This is a genomic window from Rhodopseudomonas palustris (genome assembly GCF_034479375.1).
GTDB classification, from domain to species: Bacteria; Pseudomonadota; Alphaproteobacteria; order Rhizobiales; family Xanthobacteraceae; genus Rhodopseudomonas; species Rhodopseudomonas palustris_M.
In genome coordinates this window covers 3,210,158-3,236,325 of record NZ_CP140155.1, presented here as the reverse complement: position 1 = coordinate 3,236,325, position 26,168 = coordinate 3,210,158, and the positions used below count along the sequence as shown (strand labels likewise).

General features: G+C 64.9%; 23 protein-coding genes. 12 read left to right on the top strand and 11 right to left on the bottom strand.

Features of this window, described 5'->3' with window-relative positions; all coding sequences use genetic code 11:
- Positions 1-7: 7 nt before the first annotated feature.
- The 11 genes from SR870_RS14690 (at position 8) to SR870_RS14640 (ending at position 13,128) form a co-directional block, all read left to right on the top strand.
- Positions 8-3,148 (top strand): efflux RND transporter permease subunit, encoded by a 3,141-nt coding sequence (locus SR870_RS14690; RefSeq protein WP_322514287.1) that lies wholly within the window; start codon positions 8-10, stop codon positions 3,146-3,148.
- Positions 3,149-3,166: 18 nt separating this feature from the next.
- Positions 3,167-3,784: a TetR/AcrR family transcriptional regulator gene (locus tag SR870_RS14685; RefSeq protein ID WP_322514286.1), complete on the top strand. Its 618-nt coding sequence runs from the start codon at positions 3,167-3,169 to the stop codon at positions 3,782-3,784.
- A 15-nt stretch (positions 3,785-3,799) separates the two neighbouring features.
- Entirely contained in the window at positions 3,800-4,417 is a 618-nt protein-coding gene (locus SR870_RS14680; protein WP_322514285.1) for a flavin reductase family protein, read from the top strand.
- Positions 4,418-4,508: 91 nt separating this feature from the next.
- On the top strand, positions 4,509-5,309 hold the full coding sequence (locus SR870_RS14675) for a DeoR/GlpR family DNA-binding transcription regulator (protein ID WP_322514284.1): 801 nt from the start codon (positions 4,509-4,511) through the stop codon (positions 5,307-5,309).
- Between the two features lie 172 nt (positions 5,310-5,481).
- The gene (gene glpD, locus SR870_RS14670) at positions 5,482-7,023 is read left to right on the top strand and encodes a glycerol-3-phosphate dehydrogenase (protein WP_322514283.1); all 1,542 of its coding nucleotides are present in this window, start codon (positions 5,482-5,484) and stop codon (positions 7,021-7,023) included.
- A complete protein-coding gene (locus SR870_RS14665; RefSeq protein WP_322514282.1) occupies positions 7,020-8,099 on the top strand; it encodes an ABC transporter ATP-binding protein in 1,080 nt (359 codons plus the stop codon). The genes glpD and SR870_RS14665 overlap by 4 nt, the downstream gene beginning before the upstream one ends.
- Positions 8,100-8,111: 12 nt before the next feature.
- A complete protein-coding gene (locus SR870_RS14660; protein ID WP_322514281.1) occupies positions 8,112-9,215 on the top strand; it encodes an ABC transporter ATP-binding protein in 1,104 nt (367 codons plus the stop codon).
- On the top strand, positions 9,215-10,117 hold the full coding sequence (locus tag SR870_RS14655; RefSeq protein WP_322514280.1) for a sugar ABC transporter permease: 903 nt from the start codon (positions 9,215-9,217) through the stop codon (positions 10,115-10,117). The genes SR870_RS14660 and SR870_RS14655 overlap by 1 nt, the downstream gene beginning before the upstream one ends.
- A complete protein-coding gene (locus SR870_RS14650; protein WP_322514279.1) occupies positions 10,117-10,923 on the top strand; it encodes a carbohydrate ABC transporter permease in 807 nt (268 codons plus the stop codon). Before SR870_RS14655 ends, SR870_RS14650 begins: the two co-directional genes overlap by 1 nt.
- A gap of 10 nt (positions 10,924-10,933) precedes the next feature.
- Positions 10,934-11,260, top strand: a complete 327-nt coding sequence (locus SR870_RS14645) for a DUF2160 domain-containing protein (protein WP_322514278.1) — start codon at positions 10,934-10,936, stop codon at positions 11,258-11,260.
- A 71-nt stretch (positions 11,261-11,331) separates the two neighbouring features.
- Positions 11,332-13,128 carry an ABC transporter substrate-binding protein gene (locus SR870_RS14640; protein ID WP_322514277.1) on the top strand — a complete coding sequence of 599 codons (1,797 nt, stop codon included), beginning with the start codon at positions 11,332-11,334 and terminating at the stop codon, positions 13,126-13,128.
- Positions 13,129-13,438: 310 nt separating this feature from the next.
- Here SR870_RS14640 and SR870_RS14635 read toward each other — a convergent pair whose 3' ends face one another.
- From SR870_RS14635 to SR870_RS14585, 11 genes are all read right to left on the bottom strand, one after another.
- Positions 13,439-14,539 (bottom strand): alkene reductase, encoded by a 1,101-nt coding sequence (locus tag SR870_RS14635; protein WP_322514276.1) that lies wholly within the window; start codon positions 14,537-14,539, stop codon positions 13,439-13,441.
- A gap of 191 nt (positions 14,540-14,730) precedes the next feature.
- Positions 14,731-15,072, bottom strand: a complete 342-nt coding sequence (locus SR870_RS14630) for a sodium:proton exchanger (protein ID WP_322514275.1) — start codon at positions 15,070-15,072, stop codon at positions 14,731-14,733.
- Between the two features lie 331 nt (positions 15,073-15,403).
- Positions 15,404-16,471: a branched-chain amino acid ABC transporter permease gene (locus SR870_RS14625; RefSeq protein WP_322514274.1), complete on the bottom strand. Its 1,068-nt coding sequence runs from the start codon at positions 16,469-16,471 to the stop codon at positions 15,404-15,406.
- A complete protein-coding gene (locus tag SR870_RS14620; protein WP_322514273.1) occupies positions 16,468-17,487 on the bottom strand; it encodes a branched-chain amino acid ABC transporter permease in 1,020 nt (339 codons plus the stop codon). Before SR870_RS14620 ends, SR870_RS14625 begins: the two co-directional genes overlap by 4 nt.
- A 153-nt stretch (positions 17,488-17,640) precedes the next feature.
- Positions 17,641-18,363, bottom strand: coding sequence for an ABC transporter ATP-binding protein (locus SR870_RS14615; protein WP_322514272.1), 723 nt, complete (start codon positions 18,361-18,363; stop codon positions 17,641-17,643).
- Positions 18,364-18,529: 166 nt separating this feature from the next.
- Complete coding sequence (locus SR870_RS14610; protein WP_322514271.1) at positions 18,530-19,294, bottom strand: ABC transporter ATP-binding protein; 765 nt, start codon at positions 19,292-19,294, stop codon at positions 18,530-18,532.
- A 138-nt stretch (positions 19,295-19,432) separates the two neighbouring features.
- Positions 19,433-20,617 (bottom strand): substrate-binding domain-containing protein, encoded by a 1,185-nt coding sequence (locus tag SR870_RS14605; RefSeq protein ID WP_322514270.1) that lies wholly within the window; start codon positions 20,615-20,617, stop codon positions 19,433-19,435.
- Between the two features lie 79 nt (positions 20,618-20,696).
- The gene (locus SR870_RS14600) at positions 20,697-22,034 is read right to left on the bottom strand and encodes a lytic murein transglycosylase (RefSeq protein WP_322514269.1); all 1,338 of its coding nucleotides are present in this window, start codon (positions 22,032-22,034) and stop codon (positions 20,697-20,699) included.
- Between the two features lie 138 nt (positions 22,035-22,172).
- Positions 22,173-22,445, bottom strand: coding sequence for a type II toxin-antitoxin system YafQ family toxin (locus SR870_RS14595; RefSeq protein ID WP_322514268.1), 273 nt, complete (start codon positions 22,443-22,445; stop codon positions 22,173-22,175).
- A gap of 9 nt (positions 22,446-22,454) precedes the next feature.
- A complete protein-coding gene (locus tag SR870_RS14590) occupies positions 22,455-22,730 on the bottom strand; it encodes a type II toxin-antitoxin system RelB/DinJ family antitoxin (protein ID WP_322514267.1) in 276 nt (91 codons plus the stop codon).
- A 127-nt stretch (positions 22,731-22,857) separates the two neighbouring features.
- A complete protein-coding gene (locus SR870_RS14585) occupies positions 22,858-24,303 on the bottom strand; it encodes a helix-turn-helix domain-containing protein (RefSeq protein ID WP_322514266.1) in 1,446 nt (481 codons plus the stop codon).
- Between the two features lie 204 nt (positions 24,304-24,507).
- Between SR870_RS14585 and SR870_RS14580 the strand changes: the two genes are divergently transcribed.
- The gene (locus tag SR870_RS14580; protein WP_322514265.1) at positions 24,508-26,145 is read left to right on the top strand and encodes an isocitrate lyase; all 1,638 of its coding nucleotides are present in this window, start codon (positions 24,508-24,510) and stop codon (positions 26,143-26,145) included.
- The last annotated feature ends 23 nt before the right edge of the window (positions 26,146-26,168 follow it).

Here is a 26,168-nt window from a genome sequence, read left to right as displayed (position 1 = left end):
GGATCCGATGCGCTGGTTCAATCTGTCGGCATGGGCTGTCGCGCATCCGGCGCTGATCCTGTTCCTCATCGTGGCGTTGGGCGTCTCCGGGATCTACTCGTATCAGCGGCTCGGCCGCGCCGAGGATCCGTCGTTCACCGTGAAGGTCGCGGTGATCTCGGTGATCTGGCCGGGCGCCACCGCCAGAGAGATGCAGGAACAGGTCGCCGACCCGATCGAGAAGAAGCTGCAGGAGCTGCCGTATTTCGAGAAGGTGCAGACCTATTCGAAGGCGTCGTTCGCGGCGATGCAGGTGACCTTCCGCGACTCGACGCCGCCGGCCGAAGTGCCGCATCTCCTCTATCTGCTGCGCAAGAAGTTGTGGGACGTCGCGCCTCAGCTCCCGAGCGATCTGATCGGTCCGAACATCAACGACGAATACAGCGACGTCGATTCCATCCTCTATATGATGACCGGCGACGGCGCGACCTACGCGCAGCTCAAGAAGGCCGCCGAAGGCCTGCGCCAGCGGCTGCTGAAAGTCGCCAATGTCACCAAGGTCAATATCTACGGCACCCAGGACGAGCGGATCTACGTCGAGTTCTCGCACGCGAAACTCGCCACCCTCGGCCTGACGCCGCAGGCGCTGTTCGACTCGCTCGCCAAGCAGAACGCGGTGACGCCGGCGGGCACGGTCGAAACCTCCGCGCAGCGCGTGCCGCTGCGCGTCACCGGAGCGCTCGACGGCGCCAAGGCGGTGGCCGAAACGCCGGTCGAGAGCAATGGCCGGGTGTTCCGGCTCGGCGACATCGCGACGGTCTCGCACGGCTATGTCGATCCGACCGACTACATGGTGCGGCAGAAGGGCAAGCCGGCGATCGGAATTGGCGTCGTCACCGCCAATGGCGCCAATATTCTCGAACTCGGCGAGCAGGTGAAAGCCGCGACCGCGGAGTTCATGGGCGAGGTTCCGCAGGGCATCGAGATCGAACAGATCGCCGATCAGCCGCAGGTGGTGAAACACGCCGTCGGCGAGTTCATGATGTCGTTCGTCGAGGCGCTGGTGATCGTGCTGTTCGTGTCGTTCCTGGCGCTCGGCTGGCGCACCGGCATCGTGGTGGCGCTGTCGGTGCCGCTGGTGCTGGCGATCGTCTTCATCGTGATGAATGTGATGTCGATCGACCTTCACCGTATCACGCTCGGCGCGCTGATCATCGCGCTCGGGCTGCTGGTCGACGACGCCATCATCGCGGTGGAGATGATGGTGGTGAAGATGGAGCAGGGCTGGGATCGCGCCCGCGCCGCATCCTTCGCCTGGGAGTCGACCGCGTTTCCGATGCTGACCGGCACGCTGGTCACCGCCGTGGGGTTTCTGCCGATCGGCTTCGCCAATTCCTCGGTCGGCGAATATGCCGGCGGCATTTTCTGGATCGTGGCGATCGCGCTGGTCGCGTCGTGGTTCGTCGCGGTGATCTTCACGCCCTATATCGGCGTCAAGCTGCTGCCGGACTTCGCCGGCAAGAAGGGCCACAACCCCGACGAAGTGTATCACACCAGGATCTATCGCGCGCTGCGCGCCGGCGTCGCCTGGTGCGTGCGCTGGCGCGGCACGGTGGTGCTCGCCACCGTCGGCATCTTCGTCGCGTCGGTGGTCGGCTTCGGCCACGTCCAGCAGCAATTCTTCCCGTTGTCCGAGCGGCCCGAACTGTTCCTGCAGCTCCGCCTGCCGGAAGGCACGGCGTTCAACGTTACGATGAACACCGTCAAGCAGGCCGAGACGCTGCTGAAGGACGACGGCGACATCTCGACCTACACGGCCTATGTCGGCAAGGGCTCGCCGCGATTCTGGATGGGGCTCAATCCGCAGCTCCCGACCGAATCCTTCGCCGAGATCGTGATCGTCGCCAAGGACGTCGCCGCACGCGAGCGGATCAAGGCGCAACTCGAACAGGCGGCGCATGACGGCCGGCTCGCCGAAGCGCGGGTCCGCGTCGACCGCTTCAACTTCGGCCCGCCGGTCGGCTTCCCGGTGCAGTTCCGGGTGATCGGCTCGGACACCGCCAAGGTGCGCGAGATCGCCTATCAGGTGCGTGACGTGGTGAAGGCCAATCCCAATGTGATCGATCCGCATCTCGACTGGAACGAGCAGTCGCCCTATCTCAAGCTGGTCGTCGATCAGGACCGCGCCCGTTCGCTCGGGCTGACGCCGCAGGACATCTCGCAAGCGCTGGCGATGCTGATCTCGGGCGCGCAGGTGACGACGGTGCGCGATGGCGTCGAGAAGATCGGTGTCGTCGCGCGCGCCGTGCCGTCGGAGCGGCTCGATCTCGGCCGGATCGGCGAACTGACGATCACCGCGCGCAACGGCGTCGCGGTGCCGCTGTCGCAGGTGGCCAAGGTCGACTACGCGCACGAAGAACCGATCCTGTGGCGGCGCAACCGCGACATGGCGATCACGGTGCGCGCCGATGTCGTCGACGGCGTGCAGGCGCCCGACGTCACCAACGCGATCTGGCCGCAGCTCGAGACGATCCGCGCAGGTCTGCCGTCCGCCTACCGAATCGAGCTGGGTGGCGCGATCGAGGAATCCGCCAAGGGCAATGCGTCGATCTTCATCCTGTTTCCGGTGATGGTGATCGTGATGCTGACGCTGCTGATGATCCAGTTGCAGAGCTTCCCGCGGCTGCTGCTGGTGTTCCTCACCGCGCCGCTCGGTGTCATCGGCGCCTCGCTCGGCCTCAACGTCGCCAATGCGCCGTTCGGTTTCGTGGCGCTGCTGGGGCTGATCGCGCTGGCCGGCATGATCATGCGCAACACCGTCATTCTGGTGGACCAGATCGAGACCGACGTCGCGCAGGGCTCGACCCGGCGCGTGGCGATCGTCGAGGCCACGGTGCGCCGGGCCCGGCCGGTGGTGCTGACGGCGCTGGCCGCGATCCTGGCGATGATTCCGCTGTCGCGTTCCGCCTTCTGGGGGCCGATGGCGATCACCATCATGGGCGGCCTGTTTGTCGCCACTTTCCTGACGCTGTTCTATCTGCCGGGGCTGTACGCGTTGTGGTTCCGCAATAGCCTCGACGAGCGCGGTGGTGACAGCGGCGCCGCTCTCGCGCCGCAGCAAGGCGACCCGGCGCAACCCGCGTTTCCACTTGCCGCCGCCGCGGAATAATTCAACATTGGCTCCCTGATGACGATGACGTCCGACAACACCGAAGCCGACATGCGGCACCGCATCCTCGTGGTCGCGGAGCGGCTGTTCCGCCAGATCGGCTATCAGAAGACCACCGTGGCCGATATCGCCAAGGTGCTGCAGATGAGCCCGGCGAATGTGTATCGCTTCTTCGATTCGAAGAAGGCGATCCACAAGGGCGTGGCGCGGCACCTGATGGGCGAGGTCGAGCAGGCCGCGGACAGCATTGCGGCGGGGCACGGCCCGGCGGCCGAGCGGCTGCGCGATCTGCTCACCACCGTGCACCGCATGAACACCGAGCGCTATGTCGGGGACGAAAAGCTCCACGAGATGGTCGCCATCGCGATGCAGGAGAACTGGGACGTCTGCGTCAACCACATGGAGTGCATCACCGCCGCGATCGGCGAGGTGGTTGCGCAGGGCGTGGCGAGCGGCGAATTCGACGCGCCGGATGTGCCGCTGGCGGCGGGATGCGTCTGCACCACGATGTTGCGGTTCTTCCATCCGCAGATGATCGCGCAGGCGTTCGAGAAGGAAGAGCCGTCGCTCGACCAGTTGATCGATTTTGTGCTCGCCGGACTCGGTGCTAGGAAGCGTGTCGCTGCGATCGAATAATTGCGAGGATCATCGGTGACCGAACTGCACTTCTATGAACCCTCCAACGGCCACGGCCTCAAGCACGATCCGTTCAACGCCATCATCGCGCCGCGCCCGATCGGCTGGATTTCGTCCTGCGACGCCGAGGGCCACGTCAACCTCGCGCCCTACAGTTTCTTCAACGCCTTGAACTACACGCCGCCGCTGATCGGCTTCTCCTCGACGGAGTGGAAGGACACCGTCGCCAACATCAAGGAGACCGGCGAGTTCGTCTGGAACCTGGTGACGATGGATCTGGCGCATGCGATGAATGCGACGGCCGCCACGGTGCCTCACGAGGTCGACGAATTCGACCTGGGCAAGCTCACCAAGCTGCCGAGCCGCCTGGTGAAGCCGCCGCGCGTCGCCGAGAGCCCGGTGTCGTTCGAATGCCGGCTGTCGGACGTCATCCAGCTCAAAGCCGCCGACGGCACCAGGACCGACGCCTGGCTGACGATCGGCGAGGTCGTCGCGGTGCATATCGACAAGCGGCTGATCAAGGACGGAATCTATCAGACCGCAATGGCGCGCCCGATCGTTCGCGCCGGCCGCCGCGGCGACTATTTCGAGATCCGGCCCGACGCGATGTTCGAGATGCCGCGCCCTGCCTGACGTTCTGCCGGGAAGGTCCGTCGCCCGCGTCTCCGCGTTGACCCTCGGCGCGAACAGCCGCACGATGGACGAAACCGTTTCGGGTGTTCGCGTGACTGCTCTGAGCCATCGCCAATCGGAAATTCTCAATCTCGCCCGCGCCTCGGGGCGGGTGATGGTGGACGATCTCGCCCGCCGCTTCGAAGTCTCCGCGCAGACCATCCGCAAGGATCTCAACGATCTGTGCGACCAGCGCTCGCTGACGCGGATTCACGGCGGCGCCATCATCGCTTCCGGCGTCGAGAATCTGGCCTACGAGGCGCGCCGCTTCGTCGCCGCCGAGGAAAAGCGGGCGATCGGGGCCGCGGCGGCGGCGCAGATCCCGAACGGCTGCTCGCTGTTCATCAATATCGGAACCACGACCGAGGAGGTCGCGAGCGCGCTGACCTCGCACCAGGACCTTCTGGTCATCACCAACAACCTCAACGTCGCGATGCTGCTGTACAAATATCCGCGGATCGAGGTCATCGTCGCCGGTGGCACGGTTCGCCGGGCCGACGGCGCGGTGATCGGCTCGGCGGCGATCAGCCTGATCGGCCAGTTCAAGGTCGACTACGCAATCATCGGCGCCTCGGCGATCGACGAGGAGGGTGCGCTGCTCGACTTCGACTACCGGGAGGTGCAGGCCTCGCAGGCGATCATCGCCAATGCCCGCAGCGTGATGCTGGTCGCCGATTCGACCAAGCTGCGGCGCAGCGCGCCGGTCCGGATCGCGCATTTGAGCCAGATCCAGACCTTCATCACCGACGAGGCGTTGCCGCCGGGGCTGCAGACTATCTGCGATGCGCACGGTATCCAGGTGATCGGGGCGTCGCCCAAGCGCGCCGACGATCTCGACGAGAGCGCAGCCTAGAAGCCCCTGCGATCAGCAATCACAGATTGTTCAGACCGCCTTCCAAGCGTGACAGGCGGTCCACATCGGGCTTGCTTTCGTTTTTGATTGTGTTTTATTTCCCTACGAAAGAAATTCGACAGAAGCGAAAGCTGCACTGCAGCAATTTCGCAAGAGTCTTCAGGGAGCGTCTGTGGAGAAGGTTTTCGATCTCGCGATCATCGGCGGCGGGATCAACGGCTGCGGCATCGCGCGCGACGCGGCCGGCCGTGGCAATTCCGTGTTCCTGTGCGAGATGAACGATCTGGCCAGCGGCACCTCGTCGTGGTCGACCAAGCTGATCCATGGAGGGCTGCGCTACCTCGAATATTTCGAGTTTCGGCTGGTGCGCGAGGCGCTGATCGAGCGCGAGCGGCTGTGGCAGATCGCGCCGCACATCATCGGCCCGCTGCGCTTCGTGCTCCCGCATCATTCCGGTCTGCGCCCGGCCTGGCGTCTGCGGCTCGGCCTCTTCCTCTATGACTACATCGGCGGCCGGAAGCTGCTGCCGCCGACGCGTTCGGTCGATCTCGCCCATGACGAGGTCGGCAAGCCGCTGATCCCCGGGCGCTTCACCCGTGGTTTCGAATACTCCGATTGCTTCGTCGACGATGCGCGCCTCGTGGTGCTCACCGCGCGCGACGCCGCCGACCGCGGCGCCGAGATCCGCACCCGCACCCGCGCGGCGCAGGTCCGGCACAATGACGGCATCTGGGAGGTGACGCTCGAAGACACGCAGAGCGGCGTGCGCAACACGATCCGGGCGCGCGCGCTGGTCAATGCCGCCGGCCCATGGGTCGAGGCGGTGCTGGCCTCCGGCGCCGGCGTCAACGCCGCCTCCAAGGTGCGGCTGGTGCAGGGGTCGCACATCGTGGTGCCGAAGCTGTACGATCACGATCGCGCCTACATCTTCCAGAACGCCGACGGCCGCATCGTGTTCGCGATCCCCTATCAGGGCGACTTCACCCTGATCGGCACCACCGATCGCGACTATGATGGCGACCCGTCGCAGGTGAAGGCGACGCCGGACGAGATCAGCTATCTGTGCGACGCCGTCAGCGCGTATTTCGCCAGGCCGGTGAAGCCGGCGGACGTCGTCTGGACGTTTTCGGGCGTGCGCCCGCTGTACGACGACGGCGCCAGCGAGGCCAAGGCCGCCACGCGCGACTACGTGTTCGAGCTGGATACGCCCGGTGGCGCGCCATTGCTGTCGATCTATGGCGGCAAGATCACCACCTATCGCCGGCTGTCGGAAGAGGCGCTGGAGAAACTGGCGCCTTATCTGAAAGGCAAGACGGCGGAAGAGGGCTGGACCGCGCATCAGCCACTGCCGGGCGGCGACTTCGCGATCGATGGTGCGCCCGCGCTGATCGCCGGGCTCACGCGCGACTATCCGTTCCTTTCCGCAGCGCACGCGCACCGCCTCGTGCACGCCTACGGGACCCGCGCCCGCGATCTGCTCGGCGCGGCGCAGTCGATGGCCGACCTCGGCTGCGACTTCGGCGCCACATTGACGGAGGCGGAGGTCCGCTATCTGATGCAGCGCGAATGGGCTTGCAGCGCGGACGACATCGTCTGGCGGCGATCCAAGCTCGGTCTGCGATTGCCGCCGTCCGCGCTCGCCGCCCTCGATCAGTGGATCGCCGCACACCGCGCTTCCGACAAGCCCCAGCAGCACGCGGGAGGCCGGGCATGAGCGTCAGCCTGGAGAACGTCACCCGGACGATCGACGGCCTGCCGGCGATCTGTGACGTGTCGCTGACGCTGGAGCGCGGCACGCTGAGCGTGCTGCTCGGGCCGACGCTGTCGGGCAAGACCTCGATCATGCGGCTGCTCGCCGGGCTCGACAAGCCGAATTCGGGTCGGGTGCTGGTCGATGGCCGTGACGTCACCGGGATCGACGTGCGCAAGCGTTCGGTGGCGATGGTCTACCAGCAGTTCATCAACTACCCATCGTTGACGGTGTACGAGAACATCGCCTCGCCGCTGCGGGTGCAGGGCAAGCCGCGCGCCGAGATCGAACGGCGGGTGCAGGAGGCGGCGCAGCTTCTCAAGCTAGAGCCGTATCTGAAGCGCACGCCGCTGCAACTCTCCGGCGGCCAGCAGCAGCGCACCGCGATCGCGCGCGCGCTGGTCAAGGGCGCCGATCTGGTGCTGCTCGACGAGCCGCTGGCCAATCTCGACTACAAGCTGCGCGAGGAGCTGCGCACCGAGCTGCCGCGGATCTTCGAGGCGTCGGGCGCGATCTTCGTCTACGCCACCACCGAGCCCTCCGAGGCGTTGCTGCTCGGCGGCCGCACCATCTGCATGTGGGAGGGGCGGGTGCTGCAGACCGGCCCGACGCCGCTGGTCTATCGCCAGCCCGACACCATGCGGGTCGCGCAGGTGTTCTCGGATCCGCCGCTCAACATCGTCGGCGCCGAGAAGAGGGCCGGGACGGTGCACTATTCGGGCGGCGTCGAAGCGCCCGCCATCGGCGTGTTCGCGGGCCTCGGCGACGGCGCCTATCGGGTCGGTTTCCGCGCTCATCAGATCGAGGTCGCGCGCGGCCATGCCGATCGCCATGGGTTTCAGACCACGGTCGCGGTGACCGAAATCACCGGTTCTGAGAGCTTCGTGCATCTGCGGCGCGGCGACGACAATTGGGTCGCGGTGCTGCATGGCGTCCACGAATTCGAGCCCGGCCAGACGTTGGACGCCGTCCTCGATCCCGCCAATCTGTTCGTGTTCGATGCGGCCGACCGCCTCGTCGCCGCGCCGAAGCCGATGTGACGGAGAGGGCCGATGGCGCGCATCGATCTCGTCGACCTCGCTCATTCCTATCTCGTCGGTGACAACCTGCCGCCGGCCGCCTATGCGCTGAAGCCGGTGTCGATGACCTGGCGCCAGGGCGGCGCCTATGCGCTGCTCGGCCCCTCCGGCTGCGGCAAGACCACGCTGCTCAACCTGATCTCCGGCATCGTCACGCCGTCGCGCGGCAAGATCCTGTTCGACGGCAACGACGTCACGCAGCTGGCGACCCGCGAGCGCAACATCGCGCAGGTGTTCCAGTTTCCGGTGATCTACGACACCATGACGGTGCGCGAAAATCTCGAATTCCCGCTGAAGAACCGCGGCGTGCCGAAGCCCGAGATCGACAGGCGCGTCGCCGAGATCGCCGACCTGCTCGACCTCACGCCGCATCTGAACCGCAAGGCGACGCGGCTCACCGCCGACGCCAAGCAGAAGATCTCGCTCGGCCGCGGGCTGGTGCGCTCCGATGTCGCCGCGATCCTGTTCGACGAACCCCTGACGGTGATCGATCCGCATCTGAAGTGGGAGCTGCGCAGCAAGCTCAAGGCGCTGCACCGCGCGCTGGATCTGACGATGATCTACGTCACCCACGACCAGACCGAGGCGCTGACCTTCGCCGACACCGTCGTCGTCATGCACGACGGTCGCGTGGTGCAGAGCGGCACGCCGGAGGAACTGTTCGAGAAGCCGGCGCACACCTTCGTTGGCTATTTCATCGGCTCGCCGGGCATGAACATCGTGCCGGCACAGATTCGCGGCCGCGAGGCGCTGATCGACGGCCATGCGGTCGCGCTGGCGCGCGGCTACGGCGATCTTCCGGCCAGCGCCAAGATCGAGATCGGCGTGCGACCGGAATTCGTGCACCTCACCGCGAAGGCGCCGGGCCTGCCGTCCGGCCGCATCGAGCGGATCGACGACCTCGGCCGGATTCGTTTCGCCTGGGTGCGGGTCGGCGGCGTGCGCTTCGCCGCGCGGGTGCCGGACGGATTCTCCGCCGACGGCGACGAGGCCGGCCTGATGATCGAGCCGTCGCGCATCCACGTCTATGCCGACAGCGTGATCGTCGAAGGCAGCGCATTGGAGCAGGTCGCCTGATGGAGAAGATCGTCAACCAGAGAGCCTGGCTGCTGGTTCTGCCGGTGTTCGCCATCGTGGCGTTCTCGGCCATCCTGCCGTTGATGACGGTGGTGAACTATTCGGTGCAGGACACCTTCGGCAACAACCAGTTCTTCTGGAACGGCGTCGGCTGGTTCAAGGAACTGCTCGATCCGTCGACCGATCTCGGCGGCCGCTTCTTCGCCTCGCTGTGGCGCAATCTGGCGTTCTCGGCGATCATCCTCGCCATCGAGGTGCCGCTAGGAATCGTGGTCGCGCTGTCGATGCCGCGCCATGGCTGGTCGGTCGCAGCCTGCCTCGTCATCATGGCGCTTCCGCTGCTGATCCCGTGGAACGTGGTCGGCACCATCTGGCAGATCTTCGGCCGGCCCGACATCGGCCTGCTCGGCTACACGCTGAACAGCCTCGGCATCAATTACAACTACGTCTCCAACGAATTCGACGCCTGGGCCACGGTGGTGGTGATGGACGTCTGGCACTGGACCAGCCTGGTGGCGCTGCTGTGCTACGCCGGCCTCAAATCGATCCCGGACGCCTATTATCAGGCCGCCCAGATCGACGGCGCGTCGCGCTGGGCGGTGTTCAAGGCGATCCAACTGCCGAAGATGCACCGGGTATTGCTGATCGCCGTGCTGCTGCGGTTCATGGACAGCTTCATGATCTACACCGAGCCGTTCGTCGTCACCGGCGGCGGGCCGGGCAACTCCACCACCTTCATTTCGATCGAGCTCGTCAAGATCGCGCTCGGTCAGTTCGACCTCGGCAAGGCCGCGGCGCTGTCGATCGTCTACAACCTGATCATCATCATCGTCTGCTGGGTGTTCTACACGGTGATGACCAATGCCGGTGCCGAACGCCGCCCGGCCGAAGGGAGCGTGTGATGCATTCGATCCCCGGTCGCCGCATCATCCTTGCGCTGTATCTGCTGTTTCTGATGCTGCCGATCTACTGGCTCGTCAACATGAGCTTCAAGACCAATGGCGAGATCGTCTCGACCATGACGCTGTGGCCGCATCAACCGACGCTGGAGAACTACCGGACGATCTTCACCGATCCGAGCTGGTATTCGGGCTACATCAATTCGCTGCAATACGTCGTCATCAACACCGTGCTGTCGATCTCGTTCGCGCTGCCGGCGGCCTACGCGTTCTCGCGCTACCGCTTTCTCGGCGACAAGCACCTGTTCTTCTGGCTGCTGTCGAACCGGATGGCGCCGGCCGCGGTCTACGCGCTGCCGTTCTTCAACCTATATTCGGCGATCAATCTGTTCGACACGCCGTGGGCGGTGGCGCTGGCGCACTGCCTGTTCAACGTGCCGCTGGCGGTGTGGATTCTCGAGGGCTTCGTCTCCGGCGTGCCGCGCGAGATCGACGAGACCGCATTCCTCGACGGCTATTCGTTCCCGCGCTTCTTCGTCAAGATTCTGATGCCGCTGATCGCCAGCGGCATCGGCGTCGCGGCGTTCTTCTGCTTCATGTTTTCCTGGGTCGAATTGCTGCTGGCGCGGACGCTGACGTCGGTCAACGCCAAGCCGATCTCGGCGGTGATGACCCGCACGGTGTCGGCGGCCGGCATGGATTGGGGGCTGCTCGCCGCCGCCGGCGTGCTCACCATCATTCCGGGCGCGCTGGTGATCTGGTTCGTCCGCAACTACATCGCGCGCGGCTTCGCGCTCGGTCGGGTGTAGGGAGATCATGATGGATCACTTCGCATGGATGGCGTGGACCTGGCCGACCGCGATCTTCTTCGTGGCGCTCGCCGGCACGCTCGGAACCATGACCTGGCTCGCGGTGGCCTATCCCGAGGTCGAGCGCGTCGGTGTGCTGCGGATCCCGACTACGCGCGGTGACCGGCTGTTCGTTTCGCTGATCCTCGCCGCGGTGATCCATCTGGTGTGGATCGCGGTGGTCGGGACCGATCCGCTGGTCATGCTGCCGATCGGAGAAGGAGTCGAAGTGTCGAGCCTGTGGCTCGGCACGTTGTTGTCGTTGCTCGTCGCCGTTGCGGTTTTCCGAACGGTGTGAACGGCGATGAGAAGCAGATCCGGGATCAACCCGGAGCTCGGGAAGAACGTCGTTCAACGGAGGAACCAAGGATGCGTAGTTTCGGAAGTCGGAATCTCTCCAGCCGCCTGCGGCTGATGACGATGGCGAGCGCCGCCGCATTGGTCGCGGCGTCGATGACGCTGGCGGCGCCGGCATGGGCCGCCGACGATGCGGTGCTGAAGAAGTGGATCGACGAGGAATTCCAGCCATCGACGCTGTCGAAGGACGATCAGCTCAAGGAACTGCAGTGGTTCGCCAAGGCGGCCGAGCCGTTCAAGGGGATGGACATCAACGTCGTCTCCGAGACCATTACCACCCACGAATACGAGGCGAAGACGCTCGCGAAGGCGTTCTCCGAGATCACCGGCATCAAGCTCAAGCACGATCTGATCCAGGAAGGCGACGTCGTCGAGAAGCTGCAGACCCAGATGCAGTCCGGCAAGAACGTCTATGACGGCTGGATCAACGACTCGGATCTGATCGGCACGCATTTCCGCTACGGCCAGACCATCGCGCTGTCGGACTACATGACCGGCGAGGGCAAGGACGTCACCAATCCGGGGCTCGATATCGACGACTTCATCGGCCGCTCGTTCACCACCGGCCCCGACAAGAAGATGTATCAGCTGCCGGACCAGCAGTTCGCGAACCTGTACTGGTTCCGCTACGACTGGTTCACCAATCCCGACTACAAGGCGAAGTTCAAGGCGAAATACGGCTACGACCTCGGCGTCCCGGTCAACTGGTCGGCCTACGAGGACATCGCCGAGTTCTTCACCAACGACATCAAGGAGATCAACGGCGTCAAGGTCTATGGCCACATGGACTACGGCAAGAAGGATCCCTCGCTCGGCTGGCGCTTCACCGATGCCTGGCTGTCGATGGCCGGCAACGGCGACAAGGGCCTGCCGAACGGCCTGCCGGTCGATGAATGGGGCATCCGCATGGAAGGCTGTCGTCCGGTCGGCTCCTCGATCGAGCGCGGCGGCGACACCAACGGCCCCGCCGCCGTGTATTCGATCGTGAAGTATCTCGACTGGATGAAGAAGTACGCACCGCCGCAGGCCCAGGGCATGACGTTCTCGGAGTCGGGTCCGGTGCCGGCGCAGGGCAACGTCGCCCAGCAGATCTTCTGGTACACCGCCTTCACCGCCGACATGGTGAAGCCCGGCCTGCCGGTGGTGAATGCCGACGGCACGCCGAAATGGCGGATGGCGCCGTCTCCCAAGGGTGCGTACTGGAAGGAAGGCATGAAGCTCGGCTATCAGGACGTCGGCTCCGGCACGCTGCTGAAGTCGACGCCGCCGGATCGCCGCAAGGCCGCCTGGCTGTATCTGCAGTTCATCACCTCGAAGACGGTGAGCCTGAAGAAGAGCCATGTCGGTCTCACCTTGATCCGCGAGAGCGACATCTGGGACAAGTCGTTCACCGAGCGGGCGCCCAAGCTCGGCGGTCTGATCGAGTTCTATCGCTCGCCGGCCCGCGTGCAATGGTCGCCGACCGGCAACAACATCCCGGACTATCCGAAGCTGGCGCAATTGTGGTGGCAGAACATCGGCGATGCTTCGTCCGGTGCGAAGACGCCGCAGGCCGCGATGGATTCGCTGGCGGCCGCTCAGGACTCGGTGCTGGAACGTCTCGAGCGCTCGAAGGTGCAGGGCGACTGCGGTCCGAAGCTGAACAAGAAGGAGACCGCCGAGTACTGGTACGAGAAATCCGCCAAGGACGGAAATATCGCCCCGCAGCGCAAGCTGGCGAACGAGAAGCCGAAGGGTGAAACCGTCGATTACGATACCCTGATCAAGTCCTGGCCGGCGTCGCCGCCGAAGCGTGCCGAAGCGAAGTAAGCGTTCGCTTCAGTCTGGCGTTCGCTCTCCCCAACGTCATGCCCGGCCTTGTGCCGGGCATGAGCTGCAGAGCTCGGCGCACCAAGAACGTGGATGGCCGGGACGAGCCCGGCCATGACGGGGAAATGAGCGAGAACAAAAGGCCGGGAGCGATCCCGGCCTTTCTTTTCGAGAGCCTCCACCAGTCATTCCGGGGCGCGAGCGCAGCTCGCGAACCCGGAATCTCGAGGAGTTCATCACAAGGGCGCAACAACCTCTGGATTCCGGGTTCGCGCTACGCGCGCCCCGGAATGACGGGGTGTGTGGCGCTTTACTGCGCGGCTTGCGCCGATTCCAGCGTGGGGTAGTCGATATAGCCTTTGGCGCCGCCGCCGTAGAAGGTCGACTTGTCCGGCTCGTTGAGCGGCGCGCCGGTCTTCAGCCGCTCGACCAGGTCGGGGTTGGAGATGAACGGCTTGCCGAACGCGATCAGGTCGGCCTCGCCGGCGTCGAGCTGCGCGTTCGCGAGCGCGAGATCATAGGCATTGTTGCCGATATAGGCGCCGCTGAAGCGCTTGCGCAGGCTCGCATAGTCGAACGGCGCGATGTCGCGCGGGCCGCCGGTGGCGCCCTCGATGACGTGGATATAGACCAGCTTCAGCTTGTTCAGTTCGTCGACGATGTGCTCGAACAGCGGCTGCGGCGCCGAGTCCGAGACGTCGTTCGCGGGCGTCACTGGCGAGATCCGGATGCCGGTGCGCTCCGGCCCGATTTCCTTCGCCACCGCCGCGGCGACTTCGAGCATAAGCTTGGCGCGGTTTTCGATCGAGCCGCCATAGGCGTCGGTGCGCTTGTTGCTGCTGTCGCGGGCGAACTGGTCGAGCAGATAGCCGTTGGCGGCGTGAATCTCGACGCCGTCGAAGCCGGCCTTGATCGCATTGGCCGCGCCCTGGCGGAACGCGTCGATGATGCCGGGAAGCTCGTTCAGCTCGAGCGCGCGCGGCTCGGAGACGTCGGCGAATTTGCCGCCGACGAAGGTCTTGGTATTCGCCTTGATCGCCGAGGGTGCCACCGGGGCGCCGTGGTTCGGCTGCAGGTCGACATGGGAGATCCGGCCGACGTGCCAGAGCTGGATGAAGATCTTGCCGCCGCGCTTGTGCACCTCGTCGGTGACCTTGCGCCAGCCTTCGACCTGGGCTGCGGAGTAGATGCCGGGCGTGTCCTGATAGCCCTGGCCTTGCTGCGAGACCTGGCTCGCTTCGGTGATCAGCAGCCCGGCGCTGGCGCGCTGGCCGTAATACTCCGCCGCCAGCGGACTGGGGACGAGCCCATCGGGAACTGCGCGATTGCGGGTGAGCGGCGCCATCGCGATGCGGTTGGACAGCGTGATCGGGCCGAGCTGATAGGGTTCGAACAGTTTGGAATTTGTCATCTTGCCGTTCCGGAACATTGCGGATGGAAGGAACTTGGGGCGTTCCGAGGCAAACACAATGGCGCCGCACAAAATAGATGCGGCTGCATGAAGTCTGGACGGCAATTCCGAAACAGGGCGCCTGAAGCAGAAGAAAACTGCTTAAAATTGCCCGGCGGGCGGCGGTTTCCCCCCCCCCGCCGGGCGTCAGTTCAATGAGCGGAAGCGGTCGCCGCGCGAGCGCGGTCCTGAGCGGTCAGCGCCCGGCGCTGGCGGCGGAAGAACCAGAATGCCAGCGGCGCCACGAACAGCGTGCAGAACGCGGGCAGGGCGGCGGCGCGCAGGATCTCGCTCGCCCCGAGGGCTTCGCCGCCGACACCGAACTTGCCGAGCACGATGGCGATCACCAGCGTGACGATCGGCGCGACCACCATGGTGGCGGCGCCGGCGGCCTGCGACACCAATTTACCGGCCGGAGCGGCGGTTGCGAGCACGCGCGCCACCACAATGGCGGCGGCGAAAGCCAGTGCTGTGAGCACGATGAGCAGTGTCATTTCCAACTTCCTGTTTGGTCGGGCGCGCTCCCCAAGCGGGGAGAGAGGCCCAGAGGTCGATTGAAGGGAGGCCCTTCGAACGGCAGCAGGATACTTTTTTGCACTGCACAGACGTTGATCTAGCGCATATCGAAATGGGTCAGTTCGCCGCGGCGGGCGTCTATTTAGAGGTATCAAGGGGCGAAATAGGCATTTTGACACCGGGTGGTGGTGTCAGGTGCTGGGCGCGGGTGTGATCTACCCCCTGCGCAGGCGCATAGCGCTGGACGGCGCGGGACGAGAACAATTCAAACCATCCACCAGGCGCGGCGGCCTGCAACTTTCGTTGAATTCACTCGGCCGGCTTCGGCGCGCCACGCAACCGGCCGACCACACCGGTCGGGAAGAAATACACGCTGGCGACGAATAATAGCCCCAGCCACAGCAGCCAGCGGTCCGGGTGCAGCAGTCCCGGCAGCAGCGGCAGACCGGCGTCGGCGGCGGCATTGGAGGCCGCGCCCATCAACGCCTGCAGGTAATTCTGCGCCAGGATGAAGATTGTGGCGCCGATGATCGCACCGTAGATCGTGCCCATGCCGCCGATCACCACCATCAGCAGAATGTCGAGCATGATCGAGAAGCTGAGCGAGGTGTCGGGCCCCGCATAGCGCAGCCACATCGCGTTGAGGACGCCGGCGCAGGCGGCGACGAGTGCGGCGATCACGTTGGCGTAAGTCAGGTGGAAGACGGTGCGATAGCCCAGCGCCTCGGCGCGGAAGCGGTTCTCGCGGACCGCCTGCAGCACCCGGCCGAACGGCGAGTTCACCACCCGCAGCAGCCCCAGGATCATCGCCGCGCAGCCGACGAGAATGATGTAGTAGGTCAGGGTGCGGCCGGTGACCCGGACGCCGAACAGGTCCTTGATGAACACCGTGCCGGGCTGCAGCAACTCCGGCAGGGTGAAGCTGCGGCCGTCCTCGCCGCCGGTCAGCCACGACAATTGCGACGCCAGCACCAGGAAGGCGGATGCGACCGCCAGCGTGATCATGGCGAAGAAGATCGCCTCGACCCGCAGCGAGAACAGCCCGATGCCGAGCGCCAGCAGCGCCGCCAGCGGCAGGCCGATGACGATCCCGGTCACGACGGCGGTCCAGTCCGGGCCCATCGTGTACAGCGCGATCGCCATCGCGTAGCTGCCGATGCCGTAGAACATCGTGTGCGCGAACGACACCGTGCCGGTGTAGCCGAGCAAGAGATCGTAGGACGCCACCAGCGCCGCGAAGATGCAGATCTTGGCGGCGACGTTGAGCGGCTTGGCGCCGGGAAACACGAACGGCGTGATCGCCAGCACAGCGATGATCGCGATCAGGATCAGCGCCAGCACCCGGCTGCGCGGCGGATCGCCGGAGAGGATCATCATCGTGACGTCACCGCATACAGGCCGCGCGGCCGCCACATCAGGATCGCGACCATCAGCAGGATATTGGACACCAGCGCCAGCTTCGGCACCAGGAAGCCGCCATAATTGGCGACCATCGCCACCAGCAGCGCGCCGATGAAGCAGCCGCCGACCGAGCCGAGCCCGCCGATGATCACCACGATGAAGATCAGAACGGTGAGCTCGTTGCCCATCGAGGCGTGGACCTGCTCGCGATATAGCGCCCACATGATGCCGCCGAATCCGGCCAGCGCCGAGCCGACCATGAACACGCCGAGGAACAGCCGCTTGATGTGATAGCCGAGCGCCTCGACCATCTCGCGGTTTTCGACGCCGGCGCGGATCAGGAGCCCAATTTTCGTGCGGTTCAGCGTGAGCTGGATCGCCACGAACACCACGATTCCGACCAGCAGCACCAGCAGGCGATATTTCGCGATCGCGATGTCGCCGATGATGAAGGAGCCGCGCAGCGCCGTCGGCAACGGCAGCGGGATGATCTGCGGCCCCCACAGCGCGTACAGCGCCTGTTCCGCAACGATCAGCCCGCCTGTAGTCATCAGGATCTGCTTCAGGTGCTGGCCATAGACCGGCAGGATCAGCACCCGCTCGACGACGAGGCCGAGCGCGCCCGACACCGCCATCGCGGCCAGCGCCGCCGGCACCAGCACCGCCAGATTGGTCAGCAGCGAATCCGCGCTCGACATCCCGGCGAGCGGCAGCAGCACCAGCGTCGCCACATAGGCGCCGACCGAGATGAAGGCGCCATGGCCGAAATTCAGCACGTCCATCAGCCCGAATACCAGCGTCAGGCCGGACGCCATGATGAAGATCATCATCCCCATCGCGAGGCTGGCGACCGTCAGCGTCACCCAGGAGCTGAACGAACCGACCAGCGGCAGCATCAGCAGCGCCAGGATCAGCGGCAGCAGCACCGGCACGAGGTCGCGCTTGGCCTGCGGCAACGGATCGGATGCGGAGGGGGCAGGGATGTCGGTCATGAGTTCAAGCCACCCTCACTGTAGTCGTTCTCGCGGCCAGCCTTCCCGTCATTGCGAGGAGGCGAAGCCGACGAAGCAATCCAGCTCCGAGCACGGCGCTCTGGATTGCTTCGCCTTCGGCTCGCAATGACGGGGAGAGCGCGGAGTTCAAAGTCACTGATGCGCCTCCAGGCTGAGGCCGAGCAGCCGCTCCTGCAGCGGGATGTCGGCCGCTAGGTCGGCCATCTCGCCGCGGTGCACGATTCCGCCGTTGTCCATCACCAGCACCGCGTCGCCGATCTGCTGCGCGACATGGAAATTCTGTTCCACCAAAAGGACCGTGACGCCGCTGCGCTTGATCTCGGCGAAGCACTCGATCAGCGATCCGATGATCGCCGGCGCCAGCCCCTTGGTCGGCTCGTCGATCAGCAGCAGCTTGCGCGGCTCGACGATCGCGCGGGCGATAGACAGCATCTGCTTCTGCCCGCCGGACAGGGAGCCCGCGCGAGACAGCCAGAATTTCCGCAGCGCCGGGAAGAAACCGAAGACCCAGCCGAGCCGCTTGTCGTCGAGCTCGCCGTCGCGCGCCGCGAGGATCAGGTTTTCCTTCACGGTGAGATCAGAGAACACCGCCATCGATTCGGGCACGTAGCCGATGCCGAGCCGGGCGATATCCGGCGTCGCCATCGCCTCGATCCGGCGGCCGGCGAAGGTGATCTCGCCACGCGACGCCGGCCACAGCGCCATGATGGTGCGCAGCGTCGTGGTCTTGCCGGCGCCGTTGCGCCCGAGCAGCATCGTGGTCCTGCCCTCAGGGACTGCGAAATCGACGCCCTGCAGGATGTGATAGCGCCCGATATTGGTGTGCACGCCGGAGAGAGTGAGCAGATCGGTCATTCTCCCCTCCCCCTTGCGGGGAGGGGTCGGGGGTGGGGGTGCCCCAGGCACTGTGCCAGCGTCGCCCTCACCCCAACCCTCTCCCGCAAGCGGGAGAGGGAGCGCGTTTGCGTGCGGGGAGAGGTCGTGACCAACACTGCAACCATCGACGTATTCATGACTTCTCTCATGCCGCGCTCTTTCCCGGGGCGATGCCGAGATAGGCCTCCTGCACGATCGGCGAGGCGATCACCTCGGCGGGCTTGCCGTCGGCGACGAGCTTGCCGTGATGCAGCACGATGATGCGATCGGCGAGCGAGCGCACCACGTCCATCTTGTGTTCGACCAAGAGGATGATCTTGCTCGCATCGGTCTTCAGCCGCGCGATCAGATCGAGCACCACCGGCACCTCGTCGACGCTCATGCCGGCGGTCGGCTCGTCGAACATGTAGACCTTGGGCTCCAGCGCCATCATCAGCGCGACTTCGAGCTTGCGCTGGTCGCCATGCGACAGCGCGGTGGCGGCGACGTTGCGGCGGCTGCCGAGCGCGACGCTGTCGAGGATGGCGTCGGCGCGGTCGATCAGATCGCGCCGCGTCCGCCACGGCCGCAGCATGTCGTAATGCGTGCCGCTGCGCGCCTGCACCGCGAGGCGCACGTTCTCCTCGACGCTGAGATTGGGGAACAGGTTGGTGAGCTGGAACGCGCGGCCGAGCCCGGCGCGTGTCCTCAGCGGCGCGGTCATTCGCGTGATGTCCGCACCCTCGAACAGGATGCGGCCCTCGCTCGGCCGCAACTGACCGGAGATCAGGTTGAAATAGGTGGTCTTGCCGGCGCCGTTCGGCCCGACGATCGCGGTCAGCTCCCCCGGCCGAAACGCGCAACTCACAGCATCGACGGCGACATGGCCGCCGAAGCGAATGGTGAGAGCTTGGGTTTCGAGGGTGGTCATCGGGGAGCGAGCCAGCACGACGTTAGAGTTCGTCATTCCGGGGCGCGAGCGCAGCTCGCGAACCCGGAATCTCGATGTGACAATCTCGGGATTCCGGGTTCGCGCTTCGCGCGCCCCGGAATGACTCCCGTGTGGCTATCACCGCTTGTTCTTGATCGGGATATTCATGTCCTCGATCTTCAGTTCGCGCACCGGCTCGAGCACGGCCCAGGCGAGGTCCGGATCGACCTTGACCTTGAAGTGATACATGCTCTGCAGCGCCTGATGGTCTTCCTTGCGGAACACCATCTTGCCCTTCGGCGTGTCGAACTCCATGCCCTCCATCGCGGCGATCAGCTTCTCGGTGTCGGTCGACTTCGCCTTCCGCACCGCGGTGACGACCGCCATCGCCGCGGAGAAGCCGCCGGCGGTGAAGAAGTCCGGCGGCGCGTTGAAGCGCTTCTGATGCTCGGTCACCAGCCAGTCGTTGATCGGGTTCTTGGGGATGTCGTAGTAGTAATAGGTCGCGCCTTCCATGCCGGGCAGGCGCTTGTAGGCGGCGAGCGCGGGCAGGATGTTGCCGCCGGTGGACAGCTCGATGCCGTAGCGCTTCGGGTCCATGTCCTGCAGCTTGGTCAAGGGATCGCCGCCGCCGGCCCACACCACCCAGATGATCTTCCGGCCGGGCTTGTCCTTCAGCGTGTCGAACAGCCGCTGGCCGACCGCGGTGAAGTCGGTGGTCGTGGTCGGGACGTATTCCTCGGCCGCGAGCGTCGCGCCGGTCTTGGCCAGCGCTTCCTTGAAGGCGGCGACGCCGTCGCGGCCGAACGCGTAGTCCTGCGCCAGCGTGGCGATGGTGACGCCCGGTTTGCCGATCGCCACCGCGTTGGAGATCGCGTCCTGCGACGAGTTGCGGCCGGTACGGAAGATGTAGCGATTCCACTTCTCGCCGGTGATCTGGTCGGCGACCGCGGGCTCGACGATCAGGATCTTCTTGTTTTCTTCTGCGACCGGCAGGTCGGCGAGTGCGGCGGCCGACGACGAGGTGCCGATCGCGATATCGGCGCCGTCATCCTGGTACGCTTCCGCGAGTGCCGCCTTGGAGAGGTCGGGCTTGCTCTGGTCGTCCTTGGTGATCACCACGATCTTGCGGCCGTCGAGCGTCATCGTGCCCTTGGTCGCGTATTCCAGCCCCATCCGCAGGCCGGTCTCGGTCTGCTTGGCGTAGGCTTCGAGCGGGCCGGTCTTGCCGTAGATCAGCGCAATCTTGAGATCGTCGGCGTGGGCGGCGACCGTCGCGGTCAATGCGAAGGCTGCGGCTGCAACAATGGAAAGATGACGCACGTTCTTCCTCCGGGTTTTGTTGCGCCGGACCCTAGAGCAAGTCGGGGAAAGTTGGAACGTCGCCGCGGATGAAATTTCGCTATGGCTGGCGCGCCGGTGGATTGCGGGGGCGCCGTTCGGCCGGCGCGATGCCGGGTCTCGCGGCCGGACGGAACGGCGGCTCGGTCGAGGCCGACGGTGCGGGCGCAACCATGCCGCCCATCTTCGTGAGCAGTTCGGCAGTGGGCCATGAATCCGCCGGCAGGCCGTACTTGATCTGCATCGCCTTCACGGCGCTGCGGGTCTGCTGGCCGAGTATGCCGTCGATCTTGCCGACGTCGAAGCCGGCGCGCACCAGCAATTGCTGCAATTGCTTCATCTCGTTGAGCTGCAGTTGCGCGACCTGCGCGGTCGGCTTGCGCATCGGAGGCGCGCCGGCGATCCTTGTGGCGAGATAGCCGGCGGTGGTGGAATAGATCAGCGAATTATTCCACTCGGTATAGGCGGCGAAATTCGCATAAGCGAGAAACGCCGGGCCGTGGCGGCCCATCGGCAGCAGCAGCGAGGCTGGCATGTTGTCATTCTGCAGCGGTCTTCCGTCGGCTGCGGTCACGCCCCATTGCGCCCATTGCGAGCGCGGGTGCTTGACCAGCAGGTCGGCCTGCTCCCACGGCAGATTGGCCGGCACCGCCACTTCCTGCAGCCAAGGCTCGCCGCGCCGCCATTTCAAGCCGGCGGCGATGTAGTGCGCGGTCGAGCCGATCACGTCGGCGGGGCTGTGCAGCATGTCGCGGTGGCCGTCGCCGTCATAGTCGACCGCGTAGTCGTAATAATGCCGCGGCAGAAACTGCGTCTGGCCGAGTTCGCCGGCCCAGGAGCCGATCATCTCGGCCGGCGCGAGATCGCCGCGATCGACGATCTTCAGCGCCGCGATGGTCTCCTGCTGAAACATTTCGGAGCGGCGGCAGTCATAGGCCAGCGATACCAGCGAGCGCAGCGTCGAGAGGTTTCCCTGCACCGCGCCGAAATCGCTTTCCAGCGCCCAGAATGCGGCGATCACCGCCGGCGGCACGCCGTATTCCTTCTCGGCGCGCGCGAACGCCTGGGCGTGCTGCTTGATCATCTGTTGGCCCTTGACGCGCCGGCCTTCCGACGCCATCCGCCCGGCGAATACCGTGAAGATCTGCCCGAACACCCGCTGCCCGCGGTCGCGATTGACGATGCCCTGGTCGTAGACCAGATAAGGCGACGCCTGCGCGATCGCCCGCTGCGACACCCCGGCGGCGACCGCCTTCTGCTTCAGTCCGGCGAGGAACTGATCGAAGCTCTGCCCGCCATGGCACGTGGCGCCGCGCTGGGCGAAAGCGGGGGAGGCGGAGAAGGCAATCGCTGCTGATACTGCCAGTGCGGCGACAAAGCCGCACGATCGTTCAATCATCGAATGGATCCGCAACATTGCCACCTCATCAAACGTCATCGCCGGGCTTGACCCGGCGATCCATCAAATCAAACAAAGAGTCTTGTTGGGATCGATTGCCGGGTCAAGCCCGGCAACGGCGATAGGGGAGCGCCGCGATCATTCGTCGAACAGATCGGAGTGGGTGCCGGTCCTCGCGAGCAGCACTTCTTCCGGTGTCAGTCGATAGATCAAAAGCCAATCCGGGCCGATGTGGCATTCAAGGTAGCCCGTCCACGTGCCTTTCAGAGCGTGTGGACGGCAGGCTGGCGGAAGCGGCACTCCCGACAGCAGGGCATCGACAACTCTATCGAGCCTTGCGGTGACGTAGCCTCGGCGATTGATCCGTTTCAGGTCCCGCTTGAACGCTGTGGAGAGCCGAAGGGATCGCACGGTGATGGCTCATGATTTCCGAGGCTTGGGCCCGAGAATTTCGGCGAACATCGAGGCGGCATCGCCATAGTGCCGTGTCCCGCCACCACGGTCCAGCTCGCGCATCGCACGGATGGTTTCCTTGTTCGGCACCTTCACCGGAAACGGCATACCCTTATGAGCAACGACTTGCTTCAGAAAGATCGTCACCGCATCGGTGGTCGAGAGTCCGATCTTATCGAGGACCGCCTCAGCGCTCTTCTTGAGCTTCGGCTCGACGCGGGCGTTGATGAAGCCACTCTTCACCGCCTTGCGCGCAGTCGTTTTCGCAGGCCGTCGGGGCGTACGCTTGGCAGCCGACCGAGTTGGAGATTTGGCAGGGGATTTCATAGGCATCAGGCACTGTAACACAATCGCGTTACACGCGCCAGCCTCACAGTTCCCTCGCATTGCTGAACGCGAAGCTCGACGCCCGCCGCGTGTTCTCGTCCAGGATCAGCGTCCGTGTGATCGGCGGCTCGGCGCGCTGGCTGCAGTTTTCGCGTTCGCAGAGGCGGCAGTTGACGCCGATCGGGGTGCCTTCGGCCTTCTCCAGATCCATCCCGGCGGCGTAGGTCAGTTTCGACGCGTGGCGGATTTCGCAGCCGAGCCCGATGGCGAAGCGCGGCTGCGGCTGCGGGTGCGGCGCCACCGGCCGGCGCACCATCTGGGCGATCGAGAAGTAGCGGCTGCCGTCGGGCAGTTCGATCACCTGCTTCAGCAAGCGATCCGGCGTGTCGAAGGTCGAGTGCACATTCCACAGCGGGCAGGTGCCGCCGAATTTCGAGAACGGGAAGGTGCCGGACGAGAATCGCTTGGAGACGTTGCCGGCATTGTCGACCCGCAGCAGGAAGAACGGCACGCCGCGCGCATTCGGCCGCTGCAGCGTCGTGAGGCGGTGGCAGACCTGTTCGAAGCCGGCGTTGAAGCGCTGCGCCAGCACGTTGACGTCGTAGTTGAGCTGTTCGGCGGCGGCATGGAAAGCGGCGTAGGGCATCATCAGCGCGGCGGCGAAGTAGTTGCCGAGCGTGATCCTGTAGAGCCGTCGCGCGGTCTCGTCGAGCGCGCCGGCGCGATTGACGATGCCGTCGAACGCGCTGCCGTATTCGGTGAGGCCGGTCTGGAACGCGGCCTGAAACGCCCGGCCCTGCGAGTCGACCAGCTCGGAGATCAGCAATTGCCGGCGGTGGCGATCGAACCGGCGCAACGTCTCGCGCATCACGTCGACCGGCATGATCCGGGTGGTGATCGAATGCCGCTCGCGCAGCCGGTCGGCGAGGGCGCCGTAGACCTCCTGCGAGCCGACATTGAGTTCGTCGCGGACCGCCTCGGCGGCCTGCTCGAGCTCCGGGAAATAGTTGCGGTTGGCCTCGATCAGGTCGCGGACGCGCTCGATCGGGTTGGCCTCGAACCTCGTGCCCTCGTCGCGATCGGCCATCTGCGCCGCGACCAGCGTCTCGCCGCGCCGCGCTTCGGTGTAGGCGGCGTACAATCGCTGCAGGGAATGAGTGACGCCCGGGCACAGTTCGGCGAGGTCGCGCAGTTCCTGCTTCGGCAGGTCGATCTGGCGGAACAGCGGGTCGGAGAAGATCTCGTTGAGTTCGGCGAAGAATCGGTCCTCGTCGGCGGTGGCGAGGTCGCGCAGATCGAGATCATAGGTTTCCGCCAGCCTGAGCAGGATCTGGGCGGTCACGGGACGCTGGTTCCGTTCAATCAGATTGATATAGCTCGGCGAGATTCCGAGCCCTTCGGCAATCTGGGTCTGCGAAAGGCCGAGTTGCTGCCGGATTCGCCGGAACCGGGGCCCGACGAACAGCTTTTTCCCGGTTTCACCCGCCATGTCGGCTCCCTGTGATTTGTGACAAAATTTACAAAATGACAGTTATGACATGTACAGAAGTTACATGACATCACCATTCGCTCGCAAGAGGGCTAGCCGATTTTCCTGGAGTAGCGTTTAGGTCTCGGCACGTTTCGCAACGCACCTGTCACGAATGTCGACATTTGCGTTGTGTCAACCGTCGTACCGAAGGGATCAAGAACCATGAATTTCCAGCCACGTGGCATCAGCGATCTGGCCATCCAGAAGCCGGCTTCCTATCAGAGCGAAATCGAGGCGGCCGAAGCCCTCCTCAAGGACAAGGGCACCTGGAATGGCGTCAAGGCCGAAGCCGTGGCCCGGATGCGCTTGCAGAACCGCTTCAAGACCGGCCTCGACGTCGCGCGCTACACCGCCGCGCTGATGCGTGCCGACATGGCGGCCTATGACGCCGACAGCACCAAATACACCCAGTCGCTCGGCTGCTGGCATGGCTTCATCGCGCAGCAGAAGCTGATCTCGGTGAAGAAGCATTTCGGTACCACCGATCGCACCTACCTGTATCTGTCGGGCTGGATGATCGCGGCGCTGCGCTCCGAATTCGGCCCGCTGCCCGACCAGTCGATGCACGAGAAGACCTCGGTGCCGGCGCTGATCGAAGAGCTCTACACCTTCCTGCGTCAGGCCGACGCCCGTGAGCTCAACACGATCTTCCGCGACCTCGACGCTGCCCGCAAGGCCGGCGACAAGGCCAAGGAAACCGCGCTGATCGAAAAGATCGACAATTTCCAGACCCACGTCGTGCCGGTGATTGCCGACATCGACGCCGGCTTCGGCAATGCCGAGGCGACCTATCTCTTGGCCAAGAAGATGATCGAAGCCGGCGCCTGCGCGCTGCAGATCGAGAACCAGGTGTCCGACGAAAAGCAGTGCGGCCATCAGGACGGCAAGGTCACGGTGCCGCACGAGGTCTTCCTGGCGAAGATCCGCGCCTGCCGCCACGCCTTCCTCGAACTCGGCGTCGAAGACGGCATCATCGTCACCCGCACCGACTCGCTCGGCGCAGGCCTGACCCAGCAGATCGCCGTTAGCCACGCCCCCGGCGACATCGGCGACCAGTACAACAGCTTCCTGGATTGCGAAGAGGTCGACGCGACCAAGGTCGGCAATGGCGACGTCATCATCAGCCGCGAAGGCAAGCTGCTGCGTCCGAAGCGCCTGCCCAGCAACCTGTACCAGTTCCGCGAAGGCACCGGTGCGGATCGCTGCGTGCTCGACTGCATCACCTCGCTGCAGAACGGCGCCGACCTGCTGTGGATCGAGACCGAGAAGCCGAATATCGAGCAGATCGCCTCGATGGTCGACCGCATCCGCGAAGTCATCCCGAACGCCAAGCTGGCCTACAACAACTCGCCCTCGTTCAACTGGACGCTCAACTTCCGTTGGCAGGTCTATGACGAGATGAAAGCGGCCGGCAAGGACGTCAGCCAGTACAACCGTGCCGAGCTGATGAAAGCGGAGTACGACAATACCCCGCTGGCGCTCGAAGCCGACGAGAAGATCCGGACCTTCCAGGCCGATTCGGCCAAGCGCGCCGGCATCTTCCATCATCTGATCACATTGCCGACCTATCATACGGCAGCGTTGTCGACCGACAATCTCGCCAAGGAATATTTTGGCGAGCAGGGCATGCTGGGCTATGTGAAGAACGTGCAGCGCCAGGAAATCCGTCAGGGCATCGCCTGCGTGAAGCATCAGGACATGGCCGGCTCGAACATCGGCGACGATCACAAGGAATACTTCGCCGGCGAGGCCGCTTTGAAGGCCGGCGGCGCCCACAACACGATGAACCAGTTCGGCTAACAACAACAACAGGAGCGACGACG